At 66.8% G+C, this 23436-nt stretch carries 25 protein-coding genes; 7 read left to right on the top strand and 18 right to left on the bottom strand.

The window, feature by feature from the left end; translation table 11 throughout:
- Window positions 1-96 precede the first annotated feature (96 nt).
- Window positions 97-312, top strand: a complete 216-nt coding sequence (locus AC07VU_RS25625; RefSeq protein WP_495030709.1) for a DUF3079 domain-containing protein — start codon at window positions 97-99, stop codon at window positions 310-312.
- 29 nt (window positions 313-341) lie between these two features.
- Here AC07VU_RS25625 and AC07VU_RS25620 read toward each other — a convergent pair whose 3' ends face one another.
- Window positions 342-1103 (bottom strand): alpha/beta hydrolase, encoded by a 762-nt coding sequence (locus tag AC07VU_RS25620; RefSeq protein WP_495030708.1) that lies wholly within the window; start codon window positions 1101-1103, stop codon window positions 342-344.
- 338 nt (window positions 1104-1441) lie between these two features.
- Here AC07VU_RS25620 and AC07VU_RS25615 point away from each other — a divergent pair, with 338 nt between their 5' ends.
- Window positions 1442-3037, top strand: coding sequence for a serine/threonine-protein kinase (locus AC07VU_RS25615; RefSeq protein WP_495030707.1), 1596 nt, complete (start codon window positions 1442-1444; stop codon window positions 3035-3037).
- 130 nt (window positions 3038-3167) lie between these two features.
- Here AC07VU_RS25615 and AC07VU_RS25610 read toward each other — a convergent pair whose 3' ends face one another.
- From AC07VU_RS25610 to AC07VU_RS25585, 6 genes are all read right to left on the bottom strand, one after another.
- Window positions 3168-3980: an enoyl-CoA hydratase/isomerase family protein gene (locus tag AC07VU_RS25610; RefSeq protein ID WP_087090486.1), complete on the bottom strand. Its 813-nt coding sequence runs from the start codon at window positions 3978-3980 to the stop codon at window positions 3168-3170.
- 124 nt (window positions 3981-4104) lie between these two features.
- Complete coding sequence (locus tag AC07VU_RS25605; protein ID WP_495030706.1) at window positions 4105-5391, bottom strand: cation:proton antiporter; 1287 nt, start codon at window positions 5389-5391, stop codon at window positions 4105-4107.
- Window positions 5392-5403: 12 nt separating this feature from the next.
- A complete protein-coding gene (locus tag AC07VU_RS25600; RefSeq protein WP_274303537.1) occupies window positions 5404-5847 on the bottom strand; it encodes an acyl-CoA thioesterase in 444 nt (147 codons plus the stop codon).
- Window positions 5837-6625 carry a glutathione S-transferase family protein gene (locus AC07VU_RS25595; protein WP_495030705.1) on the bottom strand — a complete coding sequence of 263 codons (789 nt, stop codon included), beginning with the start codon at window positions 6623-6625 and terminating at the stop codon, window positions 5837-5839. The genes AC07VU_RS25600 and AC07VU_RS25595 overlap by 11 nt, the downstream gene beginning before the upstream one ends.
- Entirely contained in the window at window positions 6622-7566 is a 945-nt protein-coding gene (locus tag AC07VU_RS25590; protein WP_495030704.1) for a DMT family transporter, read from the bottom strand. Before AC07VU_RS25590 ends, AC07VU_RS25595 begins: the two co-directional genes overlap by 4 nt.
- Window positions 7567-7595: 29 nt before the next feature.
- Window positions 7596-8624, bottom strand: coding sequence for a cupin domain-containing protein (locus AC07VU_RS25585; protein ID WP_274303531.1), 1029 nt, complete (start codon window positions 8622-8624; stop codon window positions 7596-7598).
- A gap of 277 nt (window positions 8625-8901) precedes the next feature.
- Here AC07VU_RS25585 and AC07VU_RS25580 point away from each other — a divergent pair, with 277 nt between their 5' ends.
- Window positions 8902-9462, top strand: a complete 561-nt coding sequence (locus AC07VU_RS25580; RefSeq protein WP_277589022.1) for a TetR/AcrR family transcriptional regulator — start codon at window positions 8902-8904, stop codon at window positions 9460-9462.
- 14 nt (window positions 9463-9476) lie between these two features.
- On the opposite strand, the gene AC07VU_RS25575 is transcribed toward AC07VU_RS25580, so the two are convergent.
- From AC07VU_RS25575 to AC07VU_RS25555, 5 genes are all read right to left on the bottom strand, one after another.
- Entirely contained in the window at window positions 9477-9809 is a 333-nt protein-coding gene (locus AC07VU_RS25575; RefSeq protein WP_495030703.1) for a hypothetical protein, read from the bottom strand.
- A 179-nt stretch (window positions 9810-9988) separates the two neighbouring features.
- On the bottom strand, window positions 9989-10195 hold the full coding sequence (locus tag AC07VU_RS25570; protein WP_274303530.1) for a hypothetical protein: 207 nt from the start codon (window positions 10193-10195) through the stop codon (window positions 9989-9991).
- A gap of 6 nt (window positions 10196-10201) precedes the next feature.
- The gene (locus AC07VU_RS25565; RefSeq protein ID WP_457276585.1) at window positions 10202-12376 is read right to left on the bottom strand and encodes a peptidase domain-containing ABC transporter; all 2175 of its coding nucleotides are present in this window, start codon (window positions 12374-12376) and stop codon (window positions 10202-10204) included.
- A 29-nt stretch (window positions 12377-12405) separates the two neighbouring features.
- Complete coding sequence (locus AC07VU_RS25560; RefSeq protein WP_277589019.1) at window positions 12406-13662, bottom strand: HlyD family secretion protein; 1257 nt, start codon at window positions 13660-13662, stop codon at window positions 12406-12408.
- 209 nt (window positions 13663-13871) lie between these two features.
- Window positions 13872-14663 carry an NAD(P)H-dependent oxidoreductase gene (locus tag AC07VU_RS25555; protein ID WP_495030702.1) on the bottom strand — a complete coding sequence of 264 codons (792 nt, stop codon included), beginning with the start codon at window positions 14661-14663 and terminating at the stop codon, window positions 13872-13874.
- Between the two features lie 85 nt (window positions 14664-14748).
- Here AC07VU_RS25555 and AC07VU_RS25550 point away from each other — a divergent pair, with 85 nt between their 5' ends.
- Window positions 14749-15642, top strand: a complete 894-nt coding sequence (locus tag AC07VU_RS25550; RefSeq protein WP_495030701.1) for a LysR family transcriptional regulator — start codon at window positions 14749-14751, stop codon at window positions 15640-15642.
- Between the two features lie 6 nt (window positions 15643-15648).
- Here the strand turns inward: AC07VU_RS25550 and AC07VU_RS25545 are convergent, their stop codons facing one another.
- The 6 genes from AC07VU_RS25545 to AC07VU_RS25520 all read right to left on the bottom strand — a co-directional run bounded on the left by AC07VU_RS25545 (window position 15649) and on the right by AC07VU_RS25520 (window position 20972).
- A complete protein-coding gene (locus AC07VU_RS25545; RefSeq protein ID WP_495030700.1) occupies window positions 15649-16587 on the bottom strand; it encodes a LysR family transcriptional regulator in 939 nt (312 codons plus the stop codon).
- Between the two features lie 58 nt (window positions 16588-16645).
- The gene (locus AC07VU_RS25540) at window positions 16646-17620 is read right to left on the bottom strand and encodes a quinone oxidoreductase family protein (protein ID WP_495030699.1); all 975 of its coding nucleotides are present in this window, start codon (window positions 17618-17620) and stop codon (window positions 16646-16648) included.
- A gap of 182 nt (window positions 17621-17802) precedes the next feature.
- Entirely contained in the window at window positions 17803-19017 is a 1215-nt protein-coding gene (locus AC07VU_RS25535; protein ID WP_495030698.1) for a pyridoxal phosphate-dependent aminotransferase, read from the bottom strand.
- Window positions 19014-19652: an RraA family protein gene (locus tag AC07VU_RS25530; protein ID WP_102680443.1), complete on the bottom strand. Its 639-nt coding sequence runs from the start codon at window positions 19650-19652 to the stop codon at window positions 19014-19016. Before AC07VU_RS25530 ends, AC07VU_RS25535 begins: the two co-directional genes overlap by 4 nt.
- On the bottom strand, window positions 19649-20308 hold the full coding sequence (locus AC07VU_RS25525) for an RraA family protein (RefSeq protein WP_123411469.1): 660 nt from the start codon (window positions 20306-20308) through the stop codon (window positions 19649-19651). Before AC07VU_RS25525 ends, AC07VU_RS25530 begins: the two co-directional genes overlap by 4 nt.
- Entirely contained in the window at window positions 20301-20972 is a 672-nt protein-coding gene (locus tag AC07VU_RS25520; protein WP_495030697.1) for an RraA family protein, read from the bottom strand. The genes AC07VU_RS25525 and AC07VU_RS25520 overlap by 8 nt, the downstream gene beginning before the upstream one ends.
- A 104-nt stretch (window positions 20973-21076) precedes the next feature.
- On the opposite strand from AC07VU_RS25520, the gene AC07VU_RS25515 reads away from it, so the two are divergent.
- The 3 genes from AC07VU_RS25515 to AC07VU_RS25505 all read left to right on the top strand — a co-directional run bounded on the left by AC07VU_RS25515 (window position 21077) and on the right by AC07VU_RS25505 (window position 23357).
- Window positions 21077-21985: a LysR family transcriptional regulator gene (locus AC07VU_RS25515; protein WP_274303514.1), complete on the top strand. Its 909-nt coding sequence runs from the start codon at window positions 21077-21079 to the stop codon at window positions 21983-21985.
- Window positions 21986-22105: 120 nt separating this feature from the next.
- Entirely contained in the window at window positions 22106-22924 is an 819-nt protein-coding gene (locus tag AC07VU_RS25510; protein ID WP_053261521.1) for an alpha/beta fold hydrolase, read from the top strand.
- A 55-nt stretch (window positions 22925-22979) separates the two neighbouring features.
- Window positions 22980-23357 carry a VOC family protein gene (locus tag AC07VU_RS25505; protein WP_101339444.1) on the top strand — a complete coding sequence of 126 codons (378 nt, stop codon included), beginning with the start codon at window positions 22980-22982 and terminating at the stop codon, window positions 23355-23357.
- The last annotated feature ends 79 nt before the right edge of the window (window positions 23358-23436 follow it).

Below are 23436 nucleotides of genomic sequence, written 5' to 3'. Positions count from 1 at the left end.
CGGGCCTGTCATTCTTGACCACGATCAAGGGCCTTTCCCTGTGGGCGTCGTAGGCTGGGAGCCATTCCCAGTCCCACCCGCACCCCGGGGAACGCCATGGCCAAGAATTTTCCCATCAGCCCCAAGCACCCCGAACGCATCTGCTGGGGCTGCGATCGCTACTGCGCGGCCAATGCCCTGGCCTGCGGTAACGGCTCGGACCGCACCATGCACCCGGCCGAGATGCTCGGCGACGACTGGTACCTGCACGGCGACTGGGGCATCGAGCCGCCGATCGCGTCGGACAAGGCGCTGGACAAGGAGCGGTCCTGAGCCGGCGCCTCGCCGGAAGGCCGGCGCGCTCACAGCCCGCTGCGGAGCAGTTCCAGGAACCGCGGGCTCGCGTCTATCGAATTGTGCCCGGCACCCGGGACGACCTCGAGCCTGGCCACGCCGGGGGCGAAATGCGCATAGAGCGTCTCGGTGCTCGAACGCGGGATGACTTCGTCGTGTTCGGCGGCGATCAGCAAAGTCGGCACGGCGATGCGCGGTGCGTATTTCCAGGATTCGAACTTGTCCTGCAGCAGCCACCTCACCGGAAGATAGGGAAACTGGCTGGCGGCGAACTCCTGCAGGCTGTGGAACGGCGTGATCAGCACCAGGCGCGATGCCGGACGCTGGCTGGCCAGGCGCACGGCGACAGCCGCGCCGAGGCTGCGCCCGACCACCACGATATGCGGGTGGGCGGCTTGCACCTTGTCGAACAAGGCCATGGCATCGCGCGTGATGGCCGCCTCGGAGGGCGATCCGGAACTCCCGCCATAGCCTCGGTAGTGCAGCAGGTAGAGTGCATGCTCGGGAAAGGCCCGGGTAAATTCCGGCAGGTTGAGGGACACGTCCTCGGCGTTGCCGCCGAAGTAGAGCAACGCCTTCGGGCCGTCGTGGGGCCTCACGGAAACCAGCACCTCGGCGTCGGCGACCGGCAGCCTGAGCAGTGTGGCGGGGCTGGCGATGGCGCGGGGCTGGGGGAAGTAGATGAGCGAACGCTGCAACACCCACGCCGCGACGCAGAGCGCCAGGTACAAGGCGCCGAGCAAGGCCAGGAGCGAAACCATTCGTGACATGTGGCTCACCTCCGTTGGGCGACGAAGCGCTGCTGAACGACCGCCGGCGGTCGCTTGCGGCGCCTCAGGATAGGCTCATATGCCGGCATTGCGCACTCGACCCGGCGCCCGGGGGTTGGCGTCGGCGCCTGCTCCGCTAAACTTGTGGCATTGCTCACCGCCAGAAGTATCGTCCCCAGCCAGGAGCAGCGCGAAATGCCAGGACGGCGGTAGACGGCGAGCCGGGAACTATCGGAAAAGTTCCCCGCTCTTATTAATTAGAGACCCGATCCGACGGGTGACATTCGGCCCGACAGTATCGGCGATCCCCCAATCAGTGGCTGCGCACGGATTCTTTCATGGACGAACGATTACCCGAGATACCCGGCTACAGCGTGCATAGCCGGCTTGGCCAAGGCGGGATGGCCGAAGTCTACCTGGCAACCCAGGAGTCGCTGCACCGCAAGGTGGCGGTGAAGGTACTGCTCAACGCCAATGACGAGGCGTTCAGCAAGCGCTTCATCCGCGAGGGGCATATCGTCGCCTCGTTGCACCACCCCACGATCATCACCATCCACGACATCAACAGACTGGCCGATGGCCGCTACTACCTGGCCATGGAGTTTGTCGGCGGCGGCGACCTGGCCCGGCACAAGGGCGAGGTGTTCGAGCCGACGCGCGCCCTGGATATCGTCCGGCAGATCGCCACCGGCCTCGCCGTGGTGCATGAGCAGGGCCTGATCCATCGCGATATCAAGCCGGCGAACATCCTCTTCCGCAGCGACGGCACGGTGGTGATCACCGATTTCGGCATCGCCAAGGCGCTGGAGATGGACAGTGAGCTCACCGGGCTCGGCATCGCGGTCGGCAGCCCGGCCTACAGCAGCCCGGAACAGACGCAGTGCCAGCCGCTGGATATCCGCACCGACATCTACAGCCTGGGCGTGATCTTCCTGGAGATGCTCATCGGCACCAATCCGTTCCGCGGTGCCAGCTATACCCAGACCGTGATGAACCACGTGCAGATGCCGGCGCCGAGCTTGCCGGCGCACATCAGCCCGTACAAGGCGCTGCTCGAGCGGATGCTGGCGAAGGACCCCAACCAGCGCTTCGCCGACTGCCGGGCGCTGCTGCAGGCACTCGATGAGCTGGACCAGCCAGAGCAACCGGACGAACCGGACTCGCCCAGCGAGGTGGAGCTGGAATCTACCCGCTTCGTGCCGGCCCTGATCGATCCTGCGCCGCCCCAGGCCGAGCCCGAGGCCGAGCCTGCCCGCCGGCGCAGCCCCAACAGGCGCCTGGCGCTGTGGGCACTCGGCAGCCTGCTGCTGCTCGGCGCGGCCAGCGGCACCGGCCTGTACCTGCAGCAGCGGATCGAGATCACCGAGCTGCTGGCACATGGCGAACAGCGCCTGGCGGCGGGCCAGCTGGTCGAGCCGGCGCAGGACAATGCCGAGTATTTCTTCAACCAGGCCTTACAGCTCGACGAAGCCAGCGCGCAGGCCCGGCAAGGACTGCAACGGGTAGCCGCGGCGCGGATCGCCGGCTACCGGAAACGGGCCGAGCAGCGCATCGCCGAAGAACACCTGCTGGAGCCCGAGGATGACAGTGCGGTGTTCTATTACCGGCAGATACTCGACCTGGAGCCGAGTAACGCCCAGGCGCTGGCCGGGTTGAACCAGGTGGCGCTGCTCTACGCCGAGATGAGCGAAAGCGCGTATGCCAAGGGCGATAAAGACCTGGCGCGGGCCTATATCAAGCATGGCCTGGAAGCCCGTCCGGACAACCCCGAACTGCTCGCACTCCGGGACCAGCATGAGCAGCGCAAACGCAGTGGCCAAGCGCCGCGCCCGTCCGCTGCGCCGCCTTCCCCACGGCCCTCGGCACCTCAATCGACCGGCGAGCGGGTGGAACAGCCGAATGCGCTCAAGCGCCTGTGGAACAGGCTCTTTTGATGTGCCCAGGGCACGCGGAGCCGAGGCCGAGACATAAAAAAAGGCTATGTCTCAATAGCCTGTTGCAAGAGCCGGTCTGAAAGGTAGGCATCCACCCAGGAGGCCTACCGATCAGGGATACGCAAGCCTTTCACCACTGGCTGGCGTCGCCGCGCAGGTCCGGATGGTCGCGTTCGCGGAAGCGGCGCAGTCCTTCCTGGGTTTCCGGCTCATGGATGGAGCGGTTGAAACACTCGGCTTCGATGCGCAGGCCCTCGGCCAGGGGCTGGCCGTAGCCGCGGATGACCGCTTCCTTGTCCGAGCGCATGGCGGGCTGGGGCAGGGTGCAGAGCAGGCGTGCCAGTTCCAGCGCGCGCTCCAGCGAGCGGCCCTTGGCGACGACCTCGTTGACCAGGCCGATAGCCAGCGCCTCGCTGGCGCAGATCACCTTGCCGGTGAGGATCAACTCCAGCGCCCGGCCCATGCCGACGATACGTGGCAGGCGCTGGGTGCCGCCATCGCCCAGGCCGATGTTCCAGCGGCGGCAGGTCACGCCGAAGGTGGCGTGTTCCTCGGCGATGCGCATATCGGCGAAGCAGGCCCACTCCAGGCCGCCGGCGTAGGCCACGCCATTCACCGCGGCGATCACCGGTTTGTAGATATCCGTCCAGCGGCTCGGGCCGATGATCCCGGGGCGCTCGCCGCGATTGTGCGCGGCGATCTCGTCCGGGGTGGTGGGCACCAGGTCGAGCGCCGCCTTGAGGTCGCCGCCGGCACAGAAGGCCTGGTCGCCGGCACCGGTGATGATGGCCACGAGGGCGTGCGGATCGTCGCGAAAGCGGCTCCAGGCCTCGATCAGTTCCAGGTGGGTGGTGGGGCCGATGCAATTGCGTTTCTGCGGCCGGTTGAAGCGGATGATCCTGATCGGTCCCTGGGTTTCGTAGTCGATTTCGGTGAAGGCCATGGCCGCCGCACCTCCTGTGGTTGGCGAGGGATATCCAGTACCCGGCCAGGCTTTCGGGCGCAGGCGAGGCACAACCTGCGAGTGTAGCCGGAGGGTTTTCCCGGTCTCCCCGGTCGGCCGATGCTTACCGATCGGAGGTCTGCAGGCTGCCTTTCGCCAGGGCGGATGGAACGGCCTCGATCCTGGCCAGGCGCCGGAGCAGCGGGGTGGTCATCAGGGTGGTGGCGATGGCCACCATCAGTAACAGGAAGAACGCGCTCTGGGAGATCAGCCCCATGTCCAGGCCCACGGAGAGCACGATGATCTCGATCAGGCCACGGGTGTTCATCAATATCGCGACGCTGCGCGAGACCTCCACGGAGAGGCCGGCCAGGCGTCCGGCGAGGTAGCAGCCGGCGGTTTTTCCCAGCACCGCGGCGACGAAGAAGGCCAGCAGCCACAGCCAGCTATCGAGGGGCGCCAGGGCGCCGAGGTCCATCTTCAGCCCGGTGGCGGCGAAGTAGAAGGGCACCAGCCCGATGTTGACGAAGCCTTCCATGTGGCGGTGCCAGTGCTGGCGCCGCTCGCGCAGCAGCCAGCCGGCGATCAGCCCGCCCAGGGCGCTGTGCAGGCCGATCAGGGTGGTGATCCAGCCACACAGCAGGGCGGTCGCCAGCATCAGCGCCATGCTCATATCGGCGGCGGGGGCCGCGCTGCGGGTCGCGGGCAGCCGGGTAAACAAGGTGTGCAGCAGCGGGCGCAGGCCCCAGCGGGCGAGGGCGAGGAACAGGACGATGAAGCTCAGCTGGCGCAGCACCCCGAACAGCGAACTGTCGCTGCTGGACAGGGCGACGATGACCGTCAGCAGCACCCAGCCAATGATGTCGGTGATGGCGGCGGCCGCGATGCCCACGGTCCCGGCCAGCGAGTGCTCCAGCCCCAGGTCGCTGATGATTCGCACCAGCACCGGCAGGGCGGTGATCGACAGCGCGATGCCGCAGAACAGCACATAGCCGAGCCGGGGTTGGGCGGGCGCCAGGGCGCTGTGGGAGAGCAGCCCGACCATGGCCCCGAGGGCGAAGGCCAGGATCACCCCGCCGGCGGCCACCGAGAGGGCGCTGAAGCCGATCTTGTGGCTGCTCAGGTGATTGCTGTCGAAGCGCAGGCCGATCTGGAACATCAGCAGGACCAGGCCGATATTGCCCAGGGTCTCGATGCCCAGGCGGATGGCCGCCGGAAAGACCGCGGCATGCCACTGCGCGCCGAGGGCCAGCAGCAGGCAGGGACCGAGCAGGATGCCCACGCAGATTTCGCCGATCACCCGCGACTGCCCCCAGCGGGCCAGCAGCGCGCCGCACAGCTGGCTGGCGACGATGATTACCGCCAGCTGGAAAAACGGCAGGGCCGAGAACAGTTGCTGGAGCGTCGACATGGCGTCCTCCGCCTATTTTTCCGCGAACGACTCCGCGGCCGTGGTCAGGGCGCTCAAGCGGCGCCGCGCCGTTTCGCCAAAGGGTTTCGAGCGCCGGCTCTGGGCGTCGATCTGCACGATCACGGTGCTGGCCAGGGCCGCGCAGCGCCCGTCCTGGAACAGCGCCTGCTCCAGGGTCATCGAGCTTTTTCCGAGGGTCGCGACCCGGGTGCCGATCTGCACCGTGCCGGGCCAGCGCAGTTCGGCGCGCAGGTCGAGCTCCAGGCGCGCGATGACAAATTCGCTGCCGGGCTCGGCGAGCGGCGCGTGGGGGTCGTAGATGATCTCCACCCGCCCGGTTTCGAGGAAGGTGGCGAACACCGCGTTGTTCACATGGCCCTGGCGGTCGGTGTCGGCGTAGCGGATCTTGTCCGAGGAACGGACGGCGAAGTCGTGCAGGGCGGGATCATTGGACATGGCGTGCTCCAGTCTCGAGGGGGGTGGCCAGGGTGGCCGCGCGCGCCAGCCCGCCAAAGGCGTCCAGCAGGCGTTCGCGCCAGGCATGCAGGGCGTCGTTGGGGCCCAGCAGTTCCTCACTGCTGGTGCAGCGCGCCCACATGAACATGCCGAACACACAATAGTCGGCATAGGCCGGGGCTTCGCCGGCCAGGAAGGGCTGGCCCTTGAGGGTCTGGCGAAGCGGGGTCAGGACCTGGCGCAGCTGTTCCAGATGCTGGGCCCGGGGGGCCACCAGCTGTTCCAGCGAGGTGCCGAAGTGCGCTTCGCGGGAGCTGCGGAAATAGGCCCGGTCCTCGGCGGCCAGTTGTGCGTAGACATCCAGCAGGATCACCCGGGCCACGGCGGGCAGCAGCATGCTGTCGGCCCAGCGGTTGACGAAAGTCGACAGTGCGAGGGCCTCGCGGCCGCCGAACAGGGACGGGCGCTCGGGGTAACGCTGTTCCAGGTGCAGGGCGATGCGCCAGGAGTCGCTGATGCTCTGGTCGCCATCCACCAGCACCGGGACCGCGCCTTGTCGGGAGAAGGCGATACGCGCCTTGTCGCTGAAACGCCAGGCGATGCGCTGGCTTTGCAGCCCCTTGTGGGCCAGGGCCATGCGGGTCTTCCAACAGTGCGGGCTGAAGCGCAGGTCCGGGTCGGCGCCGGCCAGTTCGTAGAGGGTCAGGGGTGCGCTGCTCATGCTTGGTTTTCCTTGGTTGTGGACAGTGGCCGCTGTCCGCTCATGTAGCTCGTTCATGGCGTGGGTCCTGGTGGCCGGGGTGTCGGCTGGCCGATGGCGCCTGGCAGCGGGCGCGGGCGTTGCGGCAGCAGGGTCAGGAGCATGCCGGCGGTCACCACCAGCAAGCCGGCGATGGCGCTGCTGTCCGCTTGCTCGCCGAGCAACAGGGCGGCCAGCACCATGGCCGTGCCCGGCACCAGCGCGGCGAAGGTGGAGCCGAGCGAAGCGCCGAGCAGCTGGACCGAGCGGCTGTAGAAGAACAACGCCACCGTCGACACCAGCAGGCCCTGGTAGACCACCTGGATGCCGATATCCCAGAGCGGTGCCTGGAGGATTCGCAGCCCGCGGCTGGCCAGGTAGACCGGCAGGTACAGGACCATCGAGCACACTGAGACGATCGCCGTGGCGTGCAGCGCGTCGCTGCCGGACCATTTCGACACCAGGGTGTAGATCGCCCACAGCAGGCCGCCGAGCAGGAACATCAGGTAGGCGTAGGGCGAGGCCTGGGCCCCGGCGAAACTGTGCCAGCCGGCCAGCAGCACGCCGCCGATGATCAGCGCGGTGCCGGCGTTCGCCCGGGCGCCGAGGCGGGTGCCGAACAGCCGCGCGCTGATCAGGATCGACAACAGGATCATGCTGCCGGGAGTCACCACCGCGAACAGCTCCACCGGGGCCAGGGCCAGCCCCTGGGCCACCACCAGCATGTACGGCGCGCCGATGCCGACGACCATCAGGCCGATGCTTGTCCAGCTCAGGCCCCGGCGGCCATGGCGGAGCAGGTAGGGCAGCAGGATCAGCCCGGAGACGCTGTAGCGGATGCAGGTGATGTCGTAGGCATCCAGCGGCGTGCGGGTCAGCCCCAGCCGGGTGACCACCGGGAACGCGCCCCAGATCAAGGCCGCGGCGAGGCCGCACAGAATGCCGGCCCAGCGCTGTTCGGGACTGACGGTAAGCGTCATGAGCGGGTCCTCGCTGCGGCGCCTGGGGGCTAGCGGTGGCCGATCTTCACCGAGCCGGCGTTGCCGCGCTTGCGCAGGTAGGCGTACTCGATGTCGTTGAGCAGCATCTGCGCCCGGTTGATGTGGCGCGAGGCGTAGTTGACGCTGGTGAGGAAGTGCGCCAGCTCCTCGGTCTCGGCAAAGTGGCCGTTGTCATGGGCGACCTTGGAGAGGTCCAGGTTGCGGCGGTTCTCCAACTTGTCCAGGTAGTCGATGTCGATCACCCGGAACGCCGCGCCGATGCTCAGGCCGCGGGCATTGAGCACCTTGTGCCATTCGAAGGGCGGGTTGATCAGCACGTCGCCCGGCTCGACGTAGACGGTGTCGGCCTCGTAGTCGCCGCCTGGCGCTTCGCGGCCGCTGCTGGTTTCGAACATCAGGTCGTAGTCGCGGAACTGGTCGCCCAGCTGGGGCGGGCGGGTGCTCCACTTCTTGGTGCCGGCGATCATCACGAAGATATTCAGGGTCGGGAAAATGTGCCAGTCGCTGCCCACCGCGCCGCGGGCCGGCTCGCCGTATTCCTGGGTGCTGTAGCCGAGGAACATGTGGCCGGTGACTTTCCAGGCGTCGATGTTGAACCAGGGTTTGCTGAAAACCTGCTGCTTGACCAGGTTGAAGGCGTCCTTGCCCCACTCGTAGGGGTCGTTATAGCTCGATGAAATCGTGCCCAGGTGCGAGTAGACGTCGAGGTGGTGGGTGAAGATGTCGTCGAGGAATTCCTGCCCGGTGCCGACGCGGCCGGTGACATAGTTGTAGTCCGAGGCGCCGTTTTCGTCGCGCATCGACACTGGCTGGTCGCCGGACTTGACCCGCCATTGCAGGTTTTTCCCCGAGCCGACCTGATCGAAGAATGCCCGTTGCGAGAATTCCTCGCCGATGGGCGCGAGTTTGCGCAGCAGGGCCGGTTTGCTGAACCCCTCGGTGAAGCGCTCGACCTTGTCGCGGGTGAGCTCGCCCTTGTGCTCGGAGGGCTCGATGACATTGATGTAGCCATACTGGATACGACTGTTCGAAACCATTTCGTAGACTCCTTTTTCCTGACGTAAAAAGAGAAAACCGCTCGCGCCCCACGACCGTTGTTACCGGGCGTGGCTGCGCAGGTGAAGCCGACTTCCTTCCGTGGCGCGGAACGAAAGTCGTGGACCAGTACATCAAGCATGCTTACCGGACAGCGCCTATCGGCTATGATTGACAAGGCTGTCAAAGATCGCAGTGTTGGTATCTTTGACAAGGTTGTCAACAATTATGTGAGCAGTGATTTTTATGGCGGGTGTCAGGCAGTTTGACGAAGAAAAAGTGTTGTCGGCGGTCCTTGAAGTGTTCTGGCGCAAGGGCTGGCAGTCCACCTCCATGGCCGACCTGGCCGAGGCGGCCGAGGTCCAGCGTGGCTCGCTGTACCATGCCTACGGCGGCAAGGAAGCGTTGTTCCTGCTGGCGTTCGAAGCCTACGCCACGCGCTTTCTGGGTAACGCCGCCAAGGCCCTTGAGGCCGCGGACGCCGAGACCGCGCTACGGCGGTTTTTCCAGGTGGCGATCAGCAACATGACCAGCGGCACACCGGCCAAAGGCTGCCTGACCACCAAGACGGCCACCGACGCCGACACCATCGGCCCGCGCATCCAGCAACGCTTGCGCGAGCTGCTGGACGCCCTGCAACTGACCATCAGCACTGCGCTGTCGGCCGAGCGGATCCGGGACGACCTGGTCCTGGCGCCGGATGAAGCAGCGCAGGTCATGGTCACCTTCACCCGCGGGCTGGCGGTGATGGAACGCATCTACCAGGAGCCGGAGCGCTTGCGCAGTACGGCCGACTCCCTGGTGCGCATGCTGGTGCCGAGCGTCCAGGCGCGGGCCTAGGCTTTGCCTCGGTTTTAGCGGGTGCCGCGCCCGGGCGACTGCTTCAACGTATTCTGGTCACCGGCGCCGGTTCGGGTTTTGACCGTGTGGTGGCGCTGCGCCTGGCCGCCAATGGGCATGGGGTGATCGCCGGGGGGGCAGATCACCCCGCAGGTCACCGAGCTGCGCGAACTTGCAGCCAGCCTGGACCTCAAGCTGCGGGTGGAGAAGCTCGACATCATTACGGGAGCTTTGCGCAACTGCTGCCGACGCACTTCGTCGACATCGTCAAGCAGGAGCAGCAGGACGCCTGGACGCGCCAGCAATCGTAGGTGGGGCTGGTGCCCGAGACTGTCGGCCTTTTCCATCAGTCCTCAGGCGCATCCCTTGGATGTGTCCGGGGACATGCGGTGGGGCCAAGGCCATCGGGGTCAATGGGGGGAAGGGGGCCGGACACCTGGAGGTGTCCGGCCAGTGCCATGCGCTAAGGCATTTCTAATGGCTGGATGCGCGGCTGCGCCGCGGGCGAGCGATGCGCATCAGCGGTTTACCGGGCGCTCGACTGTTTACCGCCGATATTGACGCCGATACCAGTCCCGCCGTTGCCCTTACCCGTACCGTTGCGGCCGATGCTGATACCGACGTTCACCGAATTGTTGCCGGTGCCGGTGCCGGTGTTACCGCTGATGCCGCCCGAGATGCTGAAGCCGCCGCCGCTGACGACCGTCATTTCCTGTTTAGTGAGTTGACGCATAGGGAATTACTCCTGTGGTAAGGGAGGCCGGCCGTTCGCCGGGACCTCCGCTTCGGCCGGCCAATCCGGCCGAAGACGTTCGCGGGCCTCTTCGGCTCGCAGGTTCGTTGCCGCGGCGCTGGCGTCATGGGCCTTGCCGCGTTCGATGCGGATCACGCGGTCTGCGCTGCGGATGGTCTGTGCGCGGTGCGCGACGATGATCCGCGTAATGGGCAGTTGGCTGATGGCCTCGTTGACCAGTTGTTCGCAGGTCTCGTCCAGGTGGCTGGTGGCTTCGTCCAGCACCAGGATCGACGGTTGCCGGTACAGCGCCCGTGCCAGCAGCACCCTTTGGCGCTGGCCGCCGGACAGGGCATCGCCCATGTCGCCGACGAGCGTCCGGTAGCCCATCGGCATCGCACTGATGTCGTTGTGAATCTGCGCGAGCCGTGCCACTTCCACGATGCGCGCCCGGTCCGGTTCTGTGGCGAAGAAACTGATGTTGTCCTCAAGGGTGCCGGCGAACAGGATGTCGTCCTGCAGCACGCAGCCGATCATGTCGCGATAGGCGCGGGGGCCGATCGTCCGCAGGTCGATGCCGTCGATCAGCACGCTGCCTTCCTGGGGCGATACCAGGCCCAGCAACAGCTTTGTCAGGGTCGACTTGCCTTGCCCCGATGCACCGACCAGGGCTACCGATTCTCCGGGGGCGATGGAGAAATCGCAGCCGTCGAGCACCCAGGGCTCGCTGTCCGCGTAGCGGTAGCGCAAGCCTCGCACCTCCACGCTCGGCGCTGACGCGGGGCGGGGGCCGGCTGGTGCGGGAGGGGTGGTTGCCCCGGGCTCGATCTCGGCCAGCACGATGTCGGCGAGACGCTCGCCGTGCAGGCGCAGCATGCGGAACTCGATCAGTGCATCGATCAGGCCCGAGGCGCGGGTCATGAACTGATCGGCGTAGCTGACGAAGGCCATCAGCATGCCCGCGCTGAACTCGCCGTCGAGCACCTGGCGCGCCGCGGCCCAGATCAATAGCACCCGGGATGCGCCGATCAGCAGGTGCTGAAACGAAGAGAAACCGATCGACAGTCTTTGCACCCCGACGTGGCGGTTGGTGGCGTTGACGGTCGCATTGGCATAACCCTGGGTGCGCCGTTCCTGCTGGTTGGCGATTTTCAGCGCGCGCACGCCGCGGATCGACTCCAGCAACAGTGTCTCGGCTCGCGCGGCGTGCACCAGATATTCCTCTTGCGCCCGGCGCAGGGGGCGGAACGCCAGGTAGCGCACCAGGCCATAGATGACGAAGGAGGCGATCACCAGCCAGGTCAGCGTCGTTTCGTAGGTGAACAGGACCACCAGGATGACGATGGCCAGGACGCCATCGAGCAACGTCCCGACGAAGCGCGACGTGAGCGTGTGCTGGATTTCATGGATCGCGTTGAAGCGGGAGACGACGTCTCCGACATGGCGCTGTTCGAAGTAGGTGATTGGCAGTTTCAGCAGGTGCGCGAACACCGAGGTGCTCCATTGCACGTTCAGCTGGCTGGAGAACCCGGTGAGCACCCAGGCGCGCAGCCCGTCGAACAGATCGCGAAACAGCACGAGCAGCAGGAAGCCGATCGCCAGTAGCGACAGCAGGTCGACGTCCGCCGAGACCAGGACCTGATCGACGACCCATTGCAGGTAGAGGGGCGCCAGGATGCCGGTCATCTCGACCGCCAGCGACAGGGCGAGGGTCAGCCCCAGGGCACGGCCGATGTGATTCACCCGGCCGATCAGCGTCGTCAGCGAGACGGCCGGCTTGTCCCGTACCGGCGCGAACGACGGCATAGGGCACAACTCCAGGGCGATGCCGGTAAAGCAGGGGGAAAGCTGCGCGAAGGTCAGGCGCCGCACGCCGCGCGCCGGGTCATGCACGACGACATGGTCGCGGGCCACCTGCTTGAGCACCACGAAGTGGTTCATGTCCCAGTGAAGAATGCACGGCAGCGTCAAGCGTTCGAGTTCATCGAGTTCGAGACGCAGTGCCCGCGCGCCGAGGCCCAGCTGATCGGCGTAGCCGACAAGCTCGTTGAGGGTGGCACCGCGCACCGACGGCATGAAACGCCGCCGCAGCGCGGCCAGGTCGGTGTCGGCTCCGTAATAGCAGGCGATCATCGCCAGGCAGGCGAGACCGCATTCGGCCATCTGGGCCTGCAGCAGCATCGGCAGGCGTGTGCGAGCGAAACCCGGCCTCATCGTGCCAGCCTGCCAATGGCATACAGCGGTTCGAACAGCCATTCGACCAAGCGTCGCCGCTCCAGCAGGATGTCCGCCTCCAGGCTCATGCCGGCACGCAGGTGTTCGCGACGTCCATAAGCATCGATGTCTTGCCGGTCGGGCGCGACAACCACCCGGTAATACTGCCCGCGGGCCTCGGGGTTGCCGGTGAGCGTGGCAACGTCGCGAGCCGACAGCGCGGTGCGGGAGACATCGATGACTCGACCGTAATGCAGGCCGAACTTCTGGAACGGATAGGCCTGGTAGCGAAGCACGACCCGATCGCCTTCGCGAACGAAACCGATGGCCCGGCTTGGCACGAGCAGGCGCGCCTGCAGTTTGGCGTTTTCCGGCAGCAGGGCGACGGCCAGTTCGCCGGCCGCGACGGTCTGTCCGGGATGCGCCAGGAGCGCGGCGACGGTTCCCGCCTGCGGCGCGCGCAGTATGCGTTCGCGTTGTTCTTCGTTGGCGGCGATCTGCTGGTCGAGCTCGCCGAGCTTGCGCTGGATATCGCGCTGCCTCAGGGCCGCCGCCAGCGGCGCCTCGGCCAGTTGGCGGCGAGTGTCGAGCTGTTCTTGCTCAAGCTTGAGGTGTTGGCCGATGGCCTCCTGGACCCGGACCTCGGCATCGAGCACCGTGGCTTCCTCGTCGGCGAGCTTGCCGTTCGACACATAACCTTTATCGCGCAGCGTACGCCAGCGTGCCAGCTTCTCCCGTGCAAGCTCGGCTTGCCGACGGCGCCGGACAATTTCGCTGGCGGATTCGGCCCGCTGCGCGGCCAGCACCCCAGCGCGGGCGCGCAGCTCATCGAGCGTGGTGGACGCCAGCGCCGACTGCGAACCCTGGTCGAGCTCCAGCGTCGCGCGTTGCTGTTGCAGGCGCTCCGCGATGAGCGCTCGGGTGGCGCCGAGCCCGGTAGCCACGTCGCTGGACACTGCCAACAGGGGCGCGCCGCGCTCGACTTCCTGGCCGTCACGCACAAAGACTTTGGTCACGGTGCCCGCGGTCGGCGGCACGATATTCAGCACGCCTTGTTCCGGCAGCAGATCGCCGCTGGCCCGTTCACGGGCGGTATAGCTGCCGGCATAAAGAAACAGGGCGACGCTGGCGGTGAACAACAGCGCGGCTGCCGCCAGCCAGGTGTGATGAGGGGGGCCATAGAGCGTGACCCCGCCCAGGGCACTGCGTTGCTCTGCTTGCAGCGCGGCTTGGCGGTAAAGCGGACCGGTCATGCCGGGTACCGATGTTCAGCGGGCGGCACAACCGGGCCGGAGGGAAGGGGGAAGCATTGCATGACGGACTGGCTGAAATGAAGGGCCGGAAATTCTCGTTGGTCCTGATTTCAGGGTAAATCAGCGTTGTCGCTGTTTGGTTATGGAAAGGTCCTTTTCTCGTTGTGATTCAGCTATTTGCGCGGCCGGCTGCTGCACTGGCGCTCGATTCAGGGGATCGCTGGCGGGATCAGGTGCGCGGCGAAGCCCTGCCGGTCCGTGGCGACGTCCGGGTGCAGGGTCAGTTCCGGAATCCTGTAGGCGCCGGCGTTCTGCGGCCGGAAAGGAATGGGCGCGGTCTGCGCCAGGTGGTCGAGGCGCTGCCCGAGCTGGTCGCAGATCGTGGCGAAACGCGCCGCGTCGATGCGCCCGGTGCGGTAGATCACGAAGGGCGGCAGCACGTCGAAGCCGGGGTAATAGAGGATGCCATGGTGGATCGGGAACAGCAGGTCGTCCATCGGCCCGTTGATGCCCCGCGGGCCATAGTGGGATTCCCAGCCGCCGGCGCTGACGATCAGCATCGCCCGCTTGCCCGCCAGGGTGCCTTCGCCGTAGCGGTCGCCCCAGCGCGCATCCGAATGCTCGCCCACGCCATAGGCAAACCCGTAGGCATAGACCCGTTCCACCCAGCCCTTGAGAATCGCTGGCATGGAGAACCACCACAGGGGAAATTGCAGCAGCACGGTGTCGGCCCAGAGCAGTTTTTCCTGCTCGCGGGCGATGTCCGCCGACTGCAGGCCTTCTTCGAAGGCGCGCTTGGAGTCCAGGGACGGATCGAAGCGGCTGTTGTCCGCCCGGCCCAGGCTGTCGTCGGCATCCAGCGGCGCCTTCCAGTTCATCGCATACAGGTCCGAGACCTGGACCGCGTGGCCGGCGGCCTCCAGGCGCTTGATCGTGAAGTTCTTGAGCGAGCCGTTCAAGGAGCGGGGTTCGGGGTGGGCATACACCAGCAGTACATTCATCACAGGGTCTCCAATGTCGGGATACAGCAGGATCGGTCGCTGCCAGGTATATTGGAAATGAATATCCAATATCCCAGGTATTGTCGTGAATAATTTAAGGCGCTTGGACATCAACCTGCTGCTGACCCTGGATGTGCTGCTCGCCGAGCACAACGTGACCCGCGCGGCGCAACGCCTGAACCTGTCGCAACCCTCGGTCAGCGTGCATCTGGCCAAGCTGCGGGAGATTTTCGGCGACCCGTTGTTGCTGCCGGGCCCGCGCGGCATGCGGCCCACCGCCAGGGCCGACGAGTTGCGCGAGCCGTTGCGCCGGGCGCTGGAGGCCCTGGAGCTGGCGGTGTCGCCGGCCAGCCCGTTCGACCCGGGCGCGGCGGCCAATACCTGGAGCGTGTCGGCGTCCGACTACGGCGAGTCGACGGTGATCCTGCCGGCGCTGGCCGGCTTGCGCGCTGCGGCGCCGGGCACCCGGCTGGCGGTGCTCGAACTGGAGCCGGGGCGTCTGGTCCAGCAGGCTGAGCAGGGCATCATCGACCTGGCCCTGCACACCAGCGAGGACTCGCCGCCGGGGCTGCGCCGCCGCGTGCTGTTCAGCGAGCGTTACGTGCTGGCGGGCCGCGCGGGCCATCCACGCCTGCAACGACGCCCGAGCCCGGCGCAGTTCGCCAAGCTGGAACATGTGGTGGTGTCGCCCGATGGCGGCGGTTTCCAGGGTGTCACCGACAGCGCGCTGGGCGAGGTGGGCCTGACGCGCCGGGTGGTGCTGTCGGTGCCGCATTTTCTGTTTGTCCTCTCGGCGCTGGCGAGCACCGACCTGGTGGCGATGCTGCCGTCGCGCCTGGTGCGCGACAACCCGGCGCTGAAGGTGGTCGAGCCGCCGCTGGAAGTCCCGGGTTATGACATGGCCATGCTCTGGCACGAGCGCTGCCACCGCGACCCGGCCCATCAATGGCTGCGGGAGTTCATCGTCGCTTCGCTGTGAACGGTGCTATGGCTCGTCCCTGGCCGGCGTTTCCCACGGCGCGCCCTGGGCAAAGCGCGCCTCGATCCAGTGCTTGAAGGCCTGGGTGGTGGCGCTGCTGAAGCGCGCCGACGGGCGCAGCAGGAAGATCCCTGAGTCGCTGTCCAGCTGCCACTGCGGCAGCACCCGGACCAGATGCCCCGAGGCGAGGTCCTGGTTCATCAGCCAGTCGCCGCCGGCAAGAATGCCGACGCCGGCCCGGGCCGCGGCGAGCAGCGCTTCGTTGTCGTTGCTCTGCAAGGTGCCGTGGATACGCACGGTTTCCAGCCGGCCCTGGCGGGTCAGCCGCCAGTCGGGCCAGGAACGCAGGCCGGTAAAGCCCAGGCAGTTGTGGCTGGCAAGATCGGCGGGCAGCCGCGGTTCGCCATGGCGTTGCAGGTAGTCGGGCGACGCGCAGAGGATGCGCCGGTGCGCACAGAGTTTACGCGCCACCAGCTGGCTGTCGGCCAGTTCGCCGATGCGGATCGCCGCGTCGAAACCTTCGCCGACGATGTCGACGAAACGGTCCGAATACTCGGTCTCCAGCGTCACCCCGGGATGGGCCAGGGCGAATTCTGCAAGGATCGGGCTGAGCCAGCGCCGGCCCATGGCGGCCGGCAAGGCCAGGCGCAGGCGCCCGCGGATCTGCGCGGCGCCCTGGGAGGCTTCGTGTTCGGCTGCGCTGATCAGGCCCGCCGCCTGCCGCAAGTGCTCCACTAACCGCGCGCCTTCGTCGGTGAAGCGCAATTGCCGGGTGGTGCGTTGCACCAGGCGAATGCCCAAGCGGCTTTCCAGTGCCGCCAGGCGCTTGGACAGCACCGAAGGGTGGCGCTGCAAGGCACGTCCGGCGGCGGCGAAAGAGCCGTGCTCGAAGAGCGCCATCAAGGTGGCGAGTTCATCGGCCTGTCGGCTGTCGAACGGATCCATGTGCCTGGGTTGCCTCGTTGTGCGGCCAAATGGCCGGAAGGAACGGAAAGGATCGGCCTCAAGGTATCAGCACAATGGCGCCTTGCGCGCGTCCGTCGTGCAGGTCAGCGTGGGCCTGGGCCACGTCGGCCAAGGGGTAACGCTGCCAGATCCGCGGCTGGATGATACCCGCGGCGAAGGCGTCCAGCACATCGGCGGCGCGCGTCTGGTACTCGCTGGCGCTGGCGGTGTGGGCGGCGAGGGACGGGCGGGTGAGAAACAGCGAGCCCTTGGTGTTGAGCGTGCCGACCTGCACCGCCTGGGGAGCGCCCGACGCCGCGCCGAAGGACACCAGCAGGCCGCGGGGACGCAGGCTGTCGAGGGAGGCTTCGAAGGACACCCGGCCGATCGGGTCGTACACCACATCGACCTTGTGCCCTTGAGTGACCTCGACGACCTGTTGGGCAAGGGCCGCGGCGTCGAACACCAGCACCTCGTCGCAACCGGCGGCCCGGGCCCGCTCGATGCTTTGCGCCTTGGAGACGACGCCGATGACCGTGGCCCCCAGGTGCTTGGCCCAAGGCACCATCAACTGGCCCAGGGCGCCGGCGGCGCCATAGATCAGCACCCGGGTGCCAGGGCCGACGGGGTAGGTGGTCTTGAGCAGGTACTGGGCGGTGATGCCCTTGAACAGCAGCGCCGCGGCGGCGTCCGAGGCCAGCGCCGGCGGCAGCTTGACCAGGCGCTCGGCCGGGTACAGGCGGGCGCTGGCATACGCGCCGAGGGGCCCGGTGGCATAGGCGACGCGGTCGCCCACCTGGACCTGGGTGACGCCAGGGCCGATCGCCTTGACCAGCCCCGCGCCCTCCAGGCCGAGCCCGCAGGGCAGGGCAACCGGCACCGCGCCGCTGCGCTGGCTGAGGTCCAGCGGATTGACGCCGATGGCCGTCTGCTCCAGCCAGACCTCGCCGGCACCGGGCGCCTGGGTTTGTGCCTGTTCGAACTGCAGGACCTGAGGGGCGCCGACTTGGTGAAGCTGTACGTGGGTGACCATGCTCGATCTCCTTGGAAGCTTTGCGGTAGGAAGCTGGGTGTAGGAAACGAGGATAGGGCTACGCTCCATGATCAACAATCCGGCCTGTTTGCATTTGACTACTGCATGTGGTGCAGCAATTGACAGGAAAATCCCGGCGTGTAGCCGGGACTCCCAAGGGCAATGCAGGCGCTTTCGCGACGCTACAGCACGGCGCCGCAGAAGCGGCGGATGGCCTCGCAGGCCTGGCGCAACGATGAGTCGTCCAGGGCATAGGCGATGCGAATGTAGGGGCCCAGGCCAAAGGCGCTGCCATGTACCACCGCGACATCGGCTTCCTCGAGCAGGGCATGGGCCACGTCCTCGTCGCTGGCCAGTAAACGCCCGCCGGGCGAGGTGCGCCCGATCAGCCCGGCGCAGCTGGCGAAGGCATAGAACGCCCCGGCCGGCCGGGCGCAGTGCAGCCCGGGCGTGTCGTTGAGCAGCTCGACCATCAGGTCGCGGCGGCGCTGGAACACTGAGCGGCTGTGGCGGATGAAATCCTTGGGGCCGCTCAGCGCGGCCAGCGCCGCCTGCTGGGAAATGGCGCTGGCGCCGGAGGTCTGCTGGCCCTGGAGTTTCTCCATGGCGTCCAGTAGCCAGCGCGGTCCGGTGGCGAAACCGATGCGCCAGCCGGTCATGGCATAGGCCTTGGACACACCGTTCATGGTCAAGGTGCGCGCGGCCAGGCGCGGCTCGACCTGGGCCAGGGTATGGAACGGCTGGTCGTCGAAGATCAGGTGCTCATAGATGTCGTCCGCGAGGATCAGCACCTGCGGCTGGGCCAGCAGCACCTCGGCCAGGGCCTGGAGCTCGTCGCGGCTGTACACCGCGCCGGTCGGGTTGGAGGGCGAGTTGAGGATCAACCAGCGGGTTCGCGGACTGATTGCCGCGGCCAGGGCCGCCGGGGTCAGCTTGAAGCCACTCGCGGCGTTGCAGGTGACGATGTTCGGCGTGCCGCCGCACAACTGGACCATCTCCGGGTAGCTGACCCAGTAGGGCGCCGGGACTATCACTTGATCGCCGTCGTTCAGGGTCGCGGCCAGGGCGTTGTAGATCACTTGCTTGCCGCCATTGCTGACGATGCTGTCCTGCCAGCCTGCTTCCAGGCCGTTTTCGTCGCGGAACTTGGCGGCCACCGCTTCGCGCAGCGCACGCACGCCGGCCACCTGGGTGTAGCGGGTATGGCCGCTCTTGATGGCCTGTATGGCGGCCTGGCGTATGTGCTCGGGGGTGTCGAAGTCCGGCTCGCCGGCGCACAGCGAGATGATCTGCGCGCCTTGCGCCCGGCGTTCCGCCACCCGGTCCATGATGCGGTAGGTCGCCGAAGGCCGGGCACTGGCCAGGCGCTGGTTGAGGCGCTGGATATCGTTACTCATGCGCGGCTTCTCCACTCGGTCAGGTTCATCAGTTCCAGGGTCGAGCGGCCTTCGCTCAGCGCCTGCATCATCTGCGCCTCCTTGTGGGCGCGGGCCTCGCCTGCGGCCAGGGTGCGGGCGGCGTCGGCCTGGGGAATGACGATCACGCCGTCATCGTCGGCCACCAGCAGGTCGCCCGGCGCGACCCAGGCACCATTGAAATTGAACGGACGACCCACCGAGGGCGCGCTGGCCTTGAGGGTGCCCTTGACCGAGATACCGCGGGCGAAGACCGGGAACCGGCGCTTTTTCAGGGCGGCGATATCGCGCACGCCGCCATCGATCACCAGCCCGACCACGCCGGCCGCTTCGGCGGCCACGGTGAGCACTTCGCCCCAGTAACCGGCGATGAAATTGTCGGTGCCCACCACCAGCACGCTGCCGCGGGGTACCCGCTCCATGGCCAGGTGCAGGGCCAGGTTGTCGCCCGGCGAGCATTGCAGCGGGTAGGCCGGGGCGGCGATGAAGGCGCCGTCCCAGACCGGACGGATCGCGCTGTCGACGGCGCAGGGCAGGTGCGAGGCTTCATACAGCGTCGAGCTGCCGAGTACTTTGGCCCGCTCGTGGAAGTCGAGGGGCAGGGGGAGCGTGGTCATCGGACTTGCCTCTGCAGGTGGTGGTAACCCAGGGCGGCCCGGGCTTCCTTGAGGGTTTTGCCTTGATCGATCAAGGCACGGATATCGGCTTCGACCGCCTCGATCTGGCGGGCACAGGCCGCCACTTCGGCGGCGCGGGCGCGGGGAACCACCACCACGCCGTTGGCGTCGGCGACCACGATGTCGCGGGCACAGACCCGGGCGCCGCCGATGGACACCGGCTGGTTCACCGACTGCACTTGCACCCGATCCTTGCCGGTGCGCATGAAGCGGCCCTGGCTGAACAGCGGATAGCCGTCGCCCAGGGCCTTGCCGACATCGCGGCAGACACCGTCGATCACCGTGGCGGCGATCCGTCGGCTGCCGGCGTACTGGGTCATGATGTCGCCCCAGACGGTGCAGTCGGTGCGGCCGCCGTTGGCAATCACCACCACGTCGCCCGGGGCCACGTCGTCGATGAAGTCACCGACGGTGCCGGGTGGCACGCTGGCCGAGACGTACTGCACGGTGAACGCCGGGCCGACCACCACCTGGCGGTAGTTGTCCAGCGGCTCGATGCCCAGGCACTGGCCGGGCAGGCCGAGCTTGTCCAGGGCATCGGAGACGCCGGGGGTATCCAGGCCGGCGAACAGCTCGACCAGTTGCTGATCATTCATGTGCGTGCTCCACCGCGATGGCTTCGAACTGGCGGTCATGCATCACCTCGGCGACCGAGCGGCTAGCGCGCACCGCCTCGACCATGGCGTGCTGGCGACGGTCGATGCGCTCGCCCAGGTCGAGGACTTTTTCGATATGCCGGGCGGCGACAAACACTGTGCCGCAGCGGTCGGCGATCACGTAGTCGTCTTCGCTTACCTGGACCCCGGCAATTTGCACCGGCACGCCGGCGTCGAGCTGGATCACCCGGTTGCGCGCGCTGATCATGGTCACGCCACGGCCATAGACCGGGTAGCCGATGGCGGCGCTGCCGTCGATGTCACGGCTGTAACCGTCGATCACGCTGCCGCGGATCCGTTTGTGCTGCGCCGCGTTGGCGAGGATGTCGCCCCAGCAGGAAATGCCTTCCAGGCCGCCGGCGATCACCAGGATGCGATCGGCGCTGGCGATCCGTTCGACCACCGGGGAAATCAGGTGCACGGTCGGTGCGCTGTCGGTTTTGGCGCCCAGCAGCACGGTGCTGGCGCGGCCGACGATCTTCGGGCAGTCCCACAACGGCCGCAGGCCGACGGTGGCGCCGGGCAGACCAAGGAAATCGAGGGCGTCGGACACCGTGTTGGTGTCCAGCGCCGTCAGGCGATCAAGCAAGGTGGCAGTGCTCATGGGGTAACCCCTGTGGTGACGGAGGGCCCAGTGTCGACGAGCGCATTTGATAGGTATATTACGAATCAAGTAAGCCTTGCATACGAAAAACCTATGGTGCCGCCATGATCAATTTTCGCTTGATTCGTCATCTCTGGCTGTTCCTGGCAGTGGCCGAGGAACAGAACTTCAGCCGCGCCGCCAAGCGCCTGGGCATGTCGCAACCGCCGCTGACCGAGCAGATCCAGGTGCTGGAGCAGGCCCTCAAGGTCAAGCTCTTCGACCGTTCGCGCCGGGGTGCCAAGCTGACCCCGGTGGGCCAGGCCATCCTGCCGGCGGTGCGCAAGTTCGCCGAGCAGCTGGAGCGCCTGGAGCTGGCCGTGCACGAGGCGGTGGCGGGGCAGTCGGGGGTGCTGACCATCGGCGCCATCACCACGGCGATGCTCGACGTACTGCCGGCGCTGATCGAGAAACTGAAGGCCCGGTATCCGCAGCTCACGGTGTCGGTGCGGGAGATCGACAGCGTCGAGGCCATCCCGGCCCTGGAGGCCGGCGACATCGACCTGGCCTTCGCCCGCGTGGAAGGCGAACTGGGCAGCAGCGTACGCTCGATTGCGCTGACCGAGGATCGTCTGGCGGTGGCGCTGCCCAGCGACCATCCATTGGCCGCGCGTTCGCGCATCAGCCTGGCGAGCCTGGCGGGCGAGCCGCTGGTGTTGTCGTCGCGCAAAGTCAGCCCGATGTATTTCGACAACCTGATCGCCACCTGCCGCGCCAGCGGCTTTTCCCCGCGGGTGTTGCACGAGGTACGTTCGGTGGCTTCACAGATCGCCTTTGTCAGTTGCGGGCAGGGCATTGCCCTGGTGCCGGCGTCCTTGAAAAAGGTCGCGCCGAGCAATGTGGTGCTGCGCCCGCTGAGCCAGCGGCTGAACGTGGTCACCACCGCGCTGGCCTGGAACCCAACGCGCACCAACCCGCTGGTGGAGGAGCTGGTGGCGCAGTTCCAGGGCAAGGGCCGGGCCAACGTTCCATAGGTTTGCCGTATGGATGCCTTCTTGAATCCGGAATTTACATAAGCCCCGCGTCCCCGGAGAGTGCGCGATGCGCCGGCCGTCACCGTCTGCTGGCGGCGATTCGTCAAAGGAGCGTTCAACGTGGCTGCGCAAACAGAATTCATCGCTACACAGGTGCCGCTGACCGTGCAGGGCGTCGAGCTGAGCATCGCCAGCCTGCATCGCGCCGGCGAGCGGGCGCCGATCCTGTTCCTGCACGGCTTTGGTTCGACCAAGGAAGACTACGCCGACATCGTGCGGCAGGCAGCTTTCGCCGGGCAGCCGTTCGTGGCCTACGATGCGCCGGGCTGCGGCGCGAGCCATTGTGCCGACCTGGGGAGAATCTCCATCCCGTTCCTGCTCGACACCGCGCTGCAGATCCTCGAACACTTCCAGATCGAGCGCTTCCATCTGGTCGGGCATTCCATGGGCGGCCTGACCGCGCTGATGTTGGCCCATAAGCTTGCGGGGCGGGTGCTGAGCTTCGTCGATATCGAAGGCAATATCGCCCCGGAAGACTGCTTCCTCAGCCGGCAGATAGTCGACTACCCCGAGGTCGACGCCGAGCGCTTCTTCGACGATTTCATCGAGCGCGCCCGACAGGCGCCGGCCTACGCCAGCGCGCTGTATGCCGCCAGCCTGCGGCACAAGGTGCGCCCCGGCGCGGTGCGCGGGATCTTCGAGTCGATGGTCTGGCTCTCGGATCATGGCGAGCTGATGGACACGTTTCTCGGCCTGGGCTGCCCGCGGATGTTCATGTACGGCGAGCAGAATGCCCATCTGTCCTACCTGGCGCATATCCAGGCCCAGGGCGTGCGGCTGGCGCAGATCCCGGCCTGTGGGCACTTTCCGATGTATTCCAACCCCATGGCGATGTGGCAGCACATCGCCGAGTTCCAGGCCGGCGCGCACGCCGGTTGAAGCCTGTAACCTGCCGCGCTTGCGCTACAGCGTTTTTACGAGGAGCCGCCCCATGCTGATCGATCACCTTGACCATCTGGTCCTGACCACCGTGGACCCCGAGGCCTGCCAGGACTTTTACCTGCGGGTGCTGGGCATGACCCTGGAAACCTTCGGCAACGGCCGCATGGCGTTTCGTTTCGGCAACCAGAAGATCAACCTGCACGTGCGCGGGCAGGAGTTCGAGCCCAAGGCGCATCTGCCGGTGCCGGGCGCGCTGGACCTGTGCTTTATCAGTGCCCAGCCGCTGGAGGCAGTGGTCGCCCATCTGCAGCGGCACAACTGGCCGATCGTCGAAGGGCCGGTGCAGCGCACGGGCGCCACCGGGCCGATCCGTTCGGTCTACGTGCGCGACCCTGACCTCAACCTGATCGAAATCTCGCAATACCTGTAGCGCGCAAACGCTTCGCCCCGTTGGCTCGGGGCCTTGCACATTCCCATCCCTCTGGCGGCATTGTCTTGAACGATCATTC

Source organism: Pseudomonas sp. GW821-FHT02B10 (assembly GCF_059421865.1).
The sequence above is the reverse complement of the archived record's forward strand: the minus strand, read 5'-3'. Positions and strand labels throughout refer to the sequence as shown.